This is a genomic window from Actinoplanes sp. NPDC024001 (assembly GCF_040638955.1).
Lineage (GTDB): Bacteria > Actinomycetota > Actinomycetes > Mycobacteriales > Micromonosporaceae > Actinoplanes.
Map to the genome: position 1 here is coordinate 1 of NZ_JBEZZB010000256.1, position 10,041 is coordinate 10,041.

Here is a 10,041-nt window from a genome sequence, read left to right on the forward strand (position 1 = left end):
ACCGCCGCCACCGTGGCCCGCTCGTCGCGCAGCAGCGTGCGGGCCCGCTGCATCCGGGGCGTACACCAGCTGTTCCACCTCGGCCGCGCCGCAGGCCGCGATCGCCGCGGCCACCCGCGGCGCGACCTCGGCGTCCGCGCCGTCGCTCACCCCGAGCGCGGCCAGCAGGGCGGCGCGGTGCCAGGGATAGTTCGCATGGGTACGCACGAAGCCGTCCCCCGCCGGCCACAGGCGGGACAGTGGCGCGAACCCGTCGACGCCGTGTCCCGCCGGGTCGCGCAGCCACACCTCGCTGCGCATCGCCGCCGCGACGTGCGCGGTGTCCAGCTCCACCGCGGGTCGCCGGCCGGTGCGCGCGTGGGCCAGCCCGGCCGCCGCGGACAGGCAGTCCGTCACCGACGCCACCGCGCACTCCGCGACAGCGAGCGGCGCCTTGATCATCGTCACCGGGTCATGATGCCCTGATCACCTCGTAGAGCGCCGTCCAGTTCCGGGTGCCGAGGCCGGCGGCGATCGCCCGGTCGTAGTGCGACTTGACCGCCGCCGGCAGCTCCCGGTCGACGCCGGCCCTCTCGGAGGTACGCAGGATGTGCTCGGCGGTGGCGCCCATCATCAGCGCGGTGCTGAGATCACCCGGGTGCTCGCCGGCCACCAGTTCGGCGGCCAGCTGCGCGCCGTCGCCGACCATCGCCGGGATGTCGGTGAGCGTCCGCAGCGCGTCGGGCAGGAAGTCGGCCGCGGGCACCCCGGCGGCGGTGACCAGGGCGGTGGCGTGCAGCAGCCCGGACAGGGCGGTGAGGAAGACGTCCAGCTGGGCCTGGTAGAACAGCTGCGCCAGGCCCGGGTCGGCGCCCAGGTAGCGCGGGTCGCCGATCAGCCGCAGCGCCGGCTCGTGCGCGGCGAACACCTCGCCGGGTCCGCTGTAGTAGACGTACGCCCCCGGCTCGCCGACCGCCGGGGCCGGGACCATGACGCCGCCGGTGAGGAACCGGGCGCCGCGCCCGGCGGCCCAGGCCGCCGCCTCGCGGGAGGCGTCGGGTGTGTCCGAGCTGAGGTTGACCAGGTCACGGCCGGTCAGGAAGCCCGCCGGGCCGTCGCCGAGGATCTGGTACATGGCCCGGTAGTCGGTCAGGCTCAGGATCGTCAGCGGGCTGGCGGCGACCGCCTCGGCCGCGGTGCCGGCCCAGGTGGCGCCGGCCTTGAGCAGATCGTCGGCGCGGCCCGGGGTCCGGTTCCAGACGGTGACCGGATGGCCGGCGCGCAGCAGGGTGGCGACCATGGCCCGGCCCATCGGGCCGAGGCCGATCACGGTGATCGGGGACGGGGTCATCGCACTGGTTGACATGACACCATCGTTCGCGAGTACCGTCAGGGCCGACAAGTACCCACTAATTAGTGCGGTACTTACCAGGAGGTAAGCATGGGCAGGCGCGGGCCGTACATCTGTGGCATCGACGCGGCGATGGACGTGGTGACCGGCAAGTGGAAGTCGCTGATCCTGTGGGAGCTGCACAACCACGGCACCCGGCGGTTCGGGGAACTGCGCCGGGCGCTGCCCGGAGTGAGCGAGAAGATGCTGGTCCAGCACCTGCGCGAGATGGAGGAGGACGGGCTGGTCCACCGCGAGATCTACCGCGAGGTCCCGCCCCGCGTGGAGTACTCGCTGACCGCCGACGGCGCCTCCCTCAACGAGGCCCTCGGCGCGCTCGGCGTCTGGGGCGAGCAGCGGGTCAGACGCCTGACCGCCGAGGGCACACTCGTCGAGTCGCCGGTTACGGCTTGAGCACCACCTTGATGCAGCCGTCCTGCTTGTGCTTGAAGATCTCGTAGGCGTGCGGCGCCTCCTCCAGGGGCAGCCGGTGGGTGACCAGGTCGTCCACGCCGAGCGGGTCGTCGTCGCCGGTCAGCAGCGGCATGATGTCGTCGACCCAGCGCTTCACGTGCGCCTGGCCCATCCGCAGGGTCACGCCCTTGTCGAACAGGTCCATCATCGGCATCGGGTCGGCGTTGCCGCCGTACACCCCGATGATCGACACCGTGCCGGCCCGGCGGACGGCGGCGAAGGCCGTGGTGAGCGCGGCCATCCGGTCGATGCCAGCGGTCTCGACCGCCTTGCGGGCGAGCTTGTCCGGCAGCATGCCGGCCGCCTTCACCGCGGCGGCCTGGACCGGCGAGCCGTGCGCCTCCATGCCGACCGACTCGATGACGCTGTCCGCGCCCCGGCCGGAGGTCAGGTCGAGGACCGCGGCGGGCACGTCCACGTCGGCGTCGTTGAGCACCTCGATGCCGTTGCGGCGGGCCATCTCCAGGCGCTCCGGCACGCTGTCCGAGGCGATCACCCGGGCGGCGCCCAGGTGGCGGGCGATCCGCGCGCTCATCTGCCCGATCGGGCCGAGCCCGGTGACGAAGACGGTGTCGCCGGGCTGGATGTCGGCGTACTTCGCGGCCTGCCACGAGGTGGTCAGCACGTCGGAGAGGAACAGGTAACGCTCGTCCGGGTGGTGGTCGGGCACCTTGATCGGGCCGAAGTGCGCCTGCGGCACCCGCAGGAACTGGGCCTGCCCGCCCGGCACCTGGCCGTAGAGCTTGGTGTAACCGAACAGTGAGGCGCCCTTGCCCTGCTCGGTGTTCTGGGTGGTCTCGCACTGGGCGTAGAAGCCGCGGCTGCACATCCAGCAGTGCCCGCAGGAGATGTTGAACGGGATCACCACCCGGTCGCCGGGCCGGATGTGGGTGACCTCCGGGCCGACCTCCTCGACGATGCCCATCGGCTCGTGCCCGAGGATGTCGCCCTGGTCGATGTACATCCCGAGAACGTCGTAAAGGTGCAGGTCGGAGCCGCAGATGGCGGTCGAGGTGATCCGGACGACGGCGTCGGTGGGTTCCTGTATCCGGGGATCCGGCACGGTCTCCACGGAGACCTTGGCGGTGCCCTGCCATGTCAAAGCTCGCATATATCGGTGCTTGCCCCGCAGAGTGCCGCTCAATCGTCGAACGGGTGAACGCCTCAGCCCGTGCGCAGCGCCGGGCCGTGCTGGTGCCGCAGCTGGGTCAGCAGCAGACTGCCGAGGCCGAGCACGCCCAGCGCGTACCGTCGGGCGTCGCCGCGCTGCTGGATGTGGTGCCGGTCGACGTTGCTGAGCGCCTGCGCGAAGCCCATGCCCAGGTAACGCCAGCCCTCGTGCTCCCCGGCCTGGGCGCCCAGCCGGTAGGCGCTGTTGTCGCCGAGGACCGCCAGGAACAGCGCCTTGCCGACCAGCTCGTTGCCGGAGCGCGGGTCCTTCGGCCGACCGGCCCAGACCCGGACGTGGTTCTCCACGAAGATCGCGGTCTGGCTGGCGACCTTCGCCCAGTCCCGGTCCTCGACCTGCTGGCGGACGTGCGCCCACAGCTCCGGGTCGTACGCGTGCTCGTCGACCGGCTCGTCACCGCCGGTGAGGCGCAACTCGTAGGTGGCGGCGTCGATGAGCTCGATGATCCGCAGGGCCACCGGATCGGCTCCGTCCGCACGCGACAGAAGTGGCCGGGCCCGGACCTCGTCGAACCGGCGGACCAGATGGTGGTCCTCGCCGAGAGCGAGGGTGAGCACGCCGCGCACCCGCGCCGGCCACGACTCGCCCACGACCGGACCCTCGGCAGCGAGGCGCTCCAGCTCGGTGATCGCGGCAGCGGGACGCATGCACCGATGGTAGAGGTCCACAGTCGGCGGATACGATGCGGCGACGGGCAGGCGGCACGAGAGGCGGCATCGCATGTCGGACGGGTCGGCGGGCATCGTCGGGTTGGCGGACTCCATCGAGGCGCTCCGCGCCCAGCTGACCGAGGCCGTCAACCGCGGCGCCGGCCAGAGCATGCTCTTCCAGCTGTCGCCGATCGAACTGGAGCTGCAGGCCGTCGTCACCAAGGACGTGAACGGGGAGATCGGCTGGAGCCTGGTGGGCGCCGGCGGGTCGTCCGGGGCAGCCACCACGCAGACGCTCAGGCTGACCCTGACTCCCCTGTGGAAAGGCCCGGACGGCCTGCCGACGTCGAACTTCGCGGTCGCCGAGCAGAGCGAGCCGGGACCGCGGTTCGGCGCGCGGGACTGAGACGGCTGACCGTCGATGGTCGCGGCGAAGGAGCGGGTGGTGGCCGTGCTGGCCGAGCTGCCCGGCGGCCTCACCCAGATCGGGTCGGGCTACCTCGTGCGGCCCGGTGTGGTGGTGACCGCCGAGCACTGCACCCGTGACAAGAAGACCGGAGCCGCCGCGGTCAGCCTCTCCGTCATCCGGTCCACCGACGGCGAGCGCGCCGAGGTGACCGCGGTGACCGCGCACAAGCGCCGCGACCTGGCGGTCCTCGACCTCGCCGCCGGCGACTGGCCGGCCGATCCGCCGACCGGGTTCGGGCGCGTCGACCGCGACCGCAGCGGCGTGCTGCACGACTGCGCCGGCATCGGGTACCCGCACTTCCAGTACGACGAGCGGGCCGGCGCGCGCGACACGGCCGAGTTGCACGGCGAGATCTACTGCACCGACGGGCGCGAGACCGGCCGGCTGCTGCTGCGCGAGCCGCTGCTGGAGACCACCGGCAACGCGTTCGGCGGGCTCTCCGGCGCGCTGATCTTCCACGCCGGGCTGGCGCTGGGTGTGGTGATCGAACACCACCCGCGGCAGGGCGCCGCCGCGGTGCAGCTGGCCGCCTTCGACACGCTGCTGCGCGACGCCGAGACCGACCCGGAGGCGGCCGCCGTCGCGCAGCGGCTCGGCCTGCGGCCCGACGCGGTGCTGCCGTGGGCGAGGGCGCCCCTGCCACCCTCGGCCGTGCACCCGTTCGGTCTGCTCGACCGGCACGCCCCGGTCTTCCAGCCCGACCAGGAGCAGCTTCGCCCGGCGTACGACGAGTTCCTCGCGGGATCGATCAATGCCGGCGCTCGCGCGCCGCAGATCGAGCGGCGCCTGGATCGCGGCAGTGTGCTCGTGCTCGGTGACGGCGCCGCCGGCAAGACGACGCTGGGGCTGTGGATCGGCGTGCGGCACGCCAGTCGCGGCGGCACCACGCGGTACTTCGAGATGACGGTCGACGAGCAGGTGCCGGTGCCGCAGGCGCTCGACGCGCTGCACCACGTGGCCGGCCCGGACTCGCTGATCATCGTGGACGACGCGCACCTCGACGAGGACCTCGCGGTCCGGCTGCACGCCGAGTGGACGTCGATGGGTTCCCCCGGCAAGTTGCTGCTGCTCGCCCGCAACGTCAGCCCGCTGCGGTTCCCCGACTCGCACCGCAGCCTGCAACCGGTCGTGGGCCACGTCGAGCGGATGGTGGTGGACGGCGCCGACCTGATCAACACCGCCTCCCGGATCGTCGCCACCGACCTGCAGCCGCCGGACCACGCGGTGGACCACTGGCTCACCCTCTACCAGGGCGACCGCTGGGCGTTCGTCTTCGCGGTCCGCCAGCATCTGGAGCACGAGGGCCTGCAGCGCTGGCTGCGCCGCGGCGCGCGGCTCAGCGCCTCCGACCCGGTGGAGTACGTCCGCGAGCGCTACCTCGACCGCTGGCCCGAGGCCCGGGCCGACGTGCTGAAACTCGCCGCCACCGCCGCCCTGGAGTTCGCCGTCCCGGAGGAGTCGGTGTCCCCGGGCGCCCTCGACGGCCCGCTGCGCCACGGCATCGTGCAGCGCACCACCCACGGGCGGCACTTCCGGCGCTACAGCTTCCTGCACTCCAGCCACGGCTCCCTGGTCCTCAAGGCCGCCCGGGTCCGCGACTCGGAGCTGACCCCGATGTTCGTCGCGATCGCCCGCGACTCGCCCGCCTCCGGATACGTGCTGGCCGGCCGGCTGGAAGCGGCCGACCGGGAGGACGCCGCCCGCGAGGTGGTGCGGGCCGCCGCGGCGACCGAGGAGGGACTCGCCGCCGCCCTGCACCCGCTCACCATCACCGCGAACCTGGACCGGATCGACCGCCTGGCCGGGATCGCCCCCGACGAGGTGGACCAGCGCCTCACCGACACCGGGACCTGGCGGGCCGTGGCGGACGACTTCCTGGAGTACACCCTCACCGCCATGCTGGCGTTCCTGCGCGAGAGCCGCCGCCGGCTCCCCCGGGTGTACGCGCTGATCACCGCGCTCGACGGCGACGAGCTGGTCACCCACATCGCCGAGACCTGCACCACCAACCTCGGCGAGACCAGCCGGTTCCTCGCCGAGGTGCCGCGGCCGCTCGCCGAGAGCGTCGTCGCGCGGCTCGCCGGTCCGGAACTGATCACCGAGATCACCCACGCCTGCACCACGAACCTGGGCGAGACCTCCCGGTTCCTGGCCGAGCTACCCCGCCGGTACGCCGCCGAGGGCGCACAGCTCGCCGAACGGCTCCTGGCGGCGCTCGCCGACCCGGAGTGGGTCGAGCGCATCGCCGGCGTCGCCACCCAGAACCTCGGCGAGACCACCGCCTTCCTCACCGACGTCCGGCGCGGTTTCCCGCCCACCGGGCCACGGCTGGCCGACCTGGTCGAGGAGCTGCTGAGCACCCCGGAACGGGCCGCCGGCCTCGCCGACGTCTGCGCCGCCAACCTGGGCGAGACCACCCGGTTCCTGACGTTCCTGCCGCGCTTCTCCCCCACGACCGGTCGGCGCCTGGTGGCCGAGGTGGTGGCGCAGCTGGACACGCCCGTACGCCACGCCCGGATGGCCGACGCGTGCACCGCGGACCTGCTGGAGGCGGGCCTGTTCCTGGTCGCCCTCTCCCGGCGCTATCCGCTGGTCGCCGGACGGCTGGCGGAGGCGCTGTCCGAACCGGAACGGGTCGCCCGGGCGGTCACCACCAGCATCGACGAGCCGATCGCCAGCGGCTACTTCTGGGCCCGGGCCGGCACCCGCTGGCCGCAGCTCAAGGAGGCGATGCTGCGCCGGCGCGACCAGGAGCCGGACGCCGCCGACCGGATCGCCGAGAAGATCGCCGGCAACCCGGTGCACGGGGTGAAGGGGCTGCACGGGTTCGTCCGGGTGGACCGCGACTTCTTCGTCCGCGTGGTGGAGTCGATCGGCCCGGAGCGGCTGGCCCGGCTGATCACCGCGAACCTCACCGGCTCCGGCTGGCTGCTGCACGAGCTGCGCCACCTGCCCGAGCTGGAGGCCGAGACGTTCCCGCTGGTGCTGCGGGCGCAGCACGTCCAGTCCCACCTGCAGGCCCCCGAGCCGACGGCCGGCACGGTCGAGTCGCTGATCGCCCTCGCCGCGATCGCCGCCCGGCTGACCGCCACCGGCGACCCGCGCGGCGCGGCCCTGACCCGCACCCTGCTGCGCGCCTTCCGCTTCGGCTACCACCTCGGCCGGGGCGCGAGCCTGCGCGATCTCGCCATGGTGGCCGGCCTCGCCGCCGCCGACCCGGACGACCTGCGCCACGAGCTCGGCGCCGCCCTGGCGGCGGTCCGGCACAGCAGGGTCTGGCTGCACCGGGAGTACCTGCGCCACTCGCCGCGTTTCCTGGCGACCAACCTGAGCGAACTGTGGTGGACCTGCGGCAACCGGGGCGACGTGCTGGCGCTCGGCGGCCGGCACCTCACCGAGCGGGTCGCCGACGACCTGGCGCTGCTGTCGATCGCCCGCCCCACCCCGGATCTGCTGCTCGGCGTGACCGAACTGCTCGGCCTGCTCCCCTGGTACGGCCTCACCCCGCCGGCCGGGCTTCCCGCCGGCCTGATTGCCCTGCGGGACGTGCCGGCGGAGAACCTGTGGGCGGCCGGGGAACAGCACGCGATGCTCTCCGGCCTGATGGTGGTGCACGGCGCCGCCGGGCCCGGCCCGGTGCCCCCGGACCTGCTGCACCGGCTGACCGTGGACGTCGAGGACCTGACGGTCTTCCGGCACCGGCCGGACCAGCGCGCCGTCAAGCAGCGGCTGCGCGACTGGCTACTTGGCGCGTGACTTGCGGGTGCTGCTCGCGTTCGCCTTCTGGATGGCGTCGACCAGCTGCGGCTTGGTCATCTTGGAGCGGCCGCTGATGTCGAGCTTCTTCGCCACGCCCATCAGGTGGTCCTTGCTGGCGTTGGCGTCGACGCCGCCGGCCGTCTTCGCCTTCGTGTCGCGGCCACCGGCGGCCTTCTTGTCGCTCGGGCCCTTCTTGTCCTTCGGCTCCCAGTGGTCGCCGACCTTCTCGAACGAGTGCTTCACCGCGGCGAACGCGGTCCGGTGCGCCCGTTCCCCCTCGCCGTACTCCTTGACCGCGGCGTCGTGCGCCTTCACGTAGGTCTTCTGCGCCTTCTTCGGCGACCGCGCGATCGTGCTCGGCATGTCCTTGCGGGCGGGCATCACAAACCTCCCTGTCGATGACGCTGACCGTTTCTGCGTGCCCGCCGATCCGCCGGTCAAAACAGCCCGGTGCAGTACGCGATCGTCGCGTCGTCCGGGCTGAGGCCGCTCCGCTGCTCGGCCGGCCGCACCCGGCGGACGATCTCGCCGGGGCCGTCGGCGGCCAGAACGGGCAGGACGTCCTGCCAGCCGAGCAGCCGCAACGGGTCCACGGCACGGGCCGCGCCGTTGCTGAGCAGGGCGGCGTCCGCCGCCGGGCAGCTACCGGTGACCGCCTCGGCGGCGGCCCGCGGGTCGTCCTTGGCCACCCAGAAGCCGCCCGGCCGGTTGCGGTGGGCCCGCAACTCCCGCAGCAGGCGGCGGTGGCCGTCACTGTCCGCGGCGACGTCGCGCAGCAGGGACTCGTACCGCCGGCTGATCACCACCTCGCGCGGGTCGGTGACCACGAGCGGACTGCCGCCGGGCCGGTCGATCAGCACGAACGCGTCGCCGAGCACCAGGTGCTCGAGCCGGCCGCCGGAGCGGCGCAGCACGGCGACCGCCGCCGACGGGCTGATCGGGTCGGTGACGTCGCAGGTGTCACGGTGCTCTCCGGTCACCTGCTCGATCGCTGCGGCGAGCAGCGCCGCGAGGTCCCCCTGCGGTGTGCGGGACAGCAGCGCGAGCAGGGCGCCGCCGAGCCGGGCGGCGTACCACGCGACGCCGTGCCGGCAGACCCCGACGGCGCCGGGAATCCCGGCGCCGTCGATCAGCACGGCCGCGTGCGGCACGGTGCCGGTGAAGTCCTCGTTGACCCGGCCGGCATAGGCCGCCACGCTGACCGACGTCACCGGCACGACCGTCTACCGGCCCAGCCAGCCGAGCCCGGACGGGGTGATCTCGACCTGCTCGGCCACCCGCCTCAGGTCGTCCAGGGTGAGCCCGGCGCCGTGGCCGGCCAGCGTCATCAGCCGGCCGCCACCGAGGTCGACGACCAGGTAGATCAGGCTCTTGCCGGCCTCGTCGGCGCGCACCGGATGCCGGGCGGGACGGCCGCCGACGGTGAACGTCTCGCCGCCGGCCGGGGCGTCGGTGACGTCGTCGACCACCACGGACAGGTCACCCTGCTCCCGGACGGCCCTCTCCTTGTCCAGCTTGCTGCTCGGATCAAGGGCGCGCCGGACCGCGTACACATCGGTGCGCCACCGGTCCGGTGACTGCCCGCTGACCGTGGCGCCGGAGGTGATCCAGCCGGGCGGCAGCCAGTTCAGCCGCACCGGGCTGGCGGTGACGCCGGTGTCCGCCCGCACCGAGCGCGCCATCCGCAGCAGGTCGCTCCTGCTGATGTCGAGGTTGCCGGCGGCCAGGATCAGCGCGGTGTGCTCGCCCGGCGCCCAGGTCACATACGACTTCGGGGCGTCCGGCGCGCCGGTGTAGAAGCCCACGGCCCCGTTGACGTCCACCTTCTGCCCGCTAGTGTCCATCGCCTTCGCCGGGTCCGGCACCTCGGTGCGGACGTAGAGGCTCAGCTCGGGCCCGCCCCACGGATCGCCCTGCTTCAGGCTTTTCGTCCACACCCGCATCAGGCTCGGGCCGAACCCGTCGTCCGGTTCACCGGCGCTGAGCTGCCGGATCCGTTCGGAGAAGCCGGGCGGCGCCCAGGTGGCGCGATAGCCGAGGGCGAGCTCGACCGGCTCCGCCCGCGCCGACGGGGCGGTCACCGGTGCGGCCGGCTGCGTGGTCACGGCCGGGTCGTCGCCGCCGGCCCCGC

The 10,041-nt window shown here is 73.4% G+C and carries 10 protein-coding genes; 3 read left to right on the top strand and 7 right to left on the bottom strand.

Going from position 1 to position 10,041, the window contains the following annotated elements; all coding sequences use genetic code 11:
• Both AB0F81_RS48200 and AB0F81_RS48205 read right to left on the bottom strand, forming a co-directional pair.
• Window positions 1–447: hypothetical protein (locus AB0F81_RS48200; RefSeq protein WP_360210647.1), on the bottom strand; the 447-nt coding region annotated here is incomplete at its 3' end.
• Window positions 448–451: 4 nt separating this feature from the next.
• Window positions 452–1,345: an NAD(P)-binding domain-containing protein gene (locus tag AB0F81_RS48205; protein WP_360210649.1), complete on the bottom strand. Its 894-nt coding sequence runs from the start codon at window positions 1,343–1,345 to the stop codon at window positions 452–454.
• Between the two features lie 75 nt (window positions 1,346–1,420).
• Between AB0F81_RS48205 and AB0F81_RS48210 the strand changes: the two genes are divergently transcribed.
• On the top strand, window positions 1,421–1,783 hold the full coding sequence (locus AB0F81_RS48210) for a helix-turn-helix domain-containing protein (RefSeq protein ID WP_360210651.1): 363 nt from the start codon (window positions 1,421–1,423) through the stop codon (window positions 1,781–1,783).
• On the opposite strand, the gene AB0F81_RS48215 is transcribed toward AB0F81_RS48210, so the two are convergent.
• Window positions 1,773–2,954, bottom strand: a complete 1,182-nt coding sequence (locus AB0F81_RS48215) for a zinc-dependent alcohol dehydrogenase (protein WP_360210653.1) — start codon at window positions 2,952–2,954, stop codon at window positions 1,773–1,775. The genes AB0F81_RS48210 and AB0F81_RS48215 overlap by 11 nt on opposite strands.
• 53 nt (window positions 2,955–3,007) lie before the next feature.
• A complete protein-coding gene (locus tag AB0F81_RS48220; protein WP_360210655.1) occupies window positions 3,008–3,679 on the bottom strand; it encodes a TIGR02391 family protein in 672 nt (223 codons plus the stop codon).
• A gap of 73 nt (window positions 3,680–3,752) precedes the next feature.
• On the opposite strand from AB0F81_RS48220, the gene AB0F81_RS48225 reads away from it, so the two are divergent.
• Together AB0F81_RS48225 and AB0F81_RS48230 are read left to right on the top strand one after the other, a co-directional pair.
• Complete coding sequence (locus AB0F81_RS48225) at window positions 3,753–4,088, top strand: trypco2 family protein (RefSeq protein WP_360210657.1); 336 nt, start codon at window positions 3,753–3,755, stop codon at window positions 4,086–4,088.
• 15 nt (window positions 4,089–4,103) lie between these two features.
• On the top strand, window positions 4,104–7,907 hold the full coding sequence (locus AB0F81_RS48230) for a trypsin-like peptidase domain-containing protein (RefSeq protein WP_360210659.1): 3,804 nt from the start codon (window positions 4,104–4,106) through the stop codon (window positions 7,905–7,907).
• On the opposite strand, the gene AB0F81_RS48235 is transcribed toward AB0F81_RS48230, so the two are convergent.
• From AB0F81_RS48235 to AB0F81_RS48245, 3 genes are all read right to left on the bottom strand, one after another.
• Window positions 7,893–8,291 carry a ChaB family protein gene (locus AB0F81_RS48235; protein WP_360210661.1) on the bottom strand — a complete coding sequence of 133 codons (399 nt, stop codon included), beginning with the start codon at window positions 8,289–8,291 and terminating at the stop codon, window positions 7,893–7,895. The two genes, AB0F81_RS48230 and AB0F81_RS48235, sit on opposite strands and share 15 nt — an antisense overlap.
• Before the next feature lie 56 nt (window positions 8,292–8,347).
• Window positions 8,348–9,121, bottom strand: coding sequence for a hypothetical protein (locus AB0F81_RS48240; RefSeq protein ID WP_360210663.1), 774 nt, complete (start codon window positions 9,119–9,121; stop codon window positions 8,348–8,350).
• 12 nt (window positions 9,122–9,133) lie between these two features.
• Window positions 9,134–10,041, bottom strand: a 908-nt coding sequence (locus tag AB0F81_RS48245) for a hypothetical protein (protein ID WP_360210665.1), incomplete at its 5' end; no start/stop codon positions are given.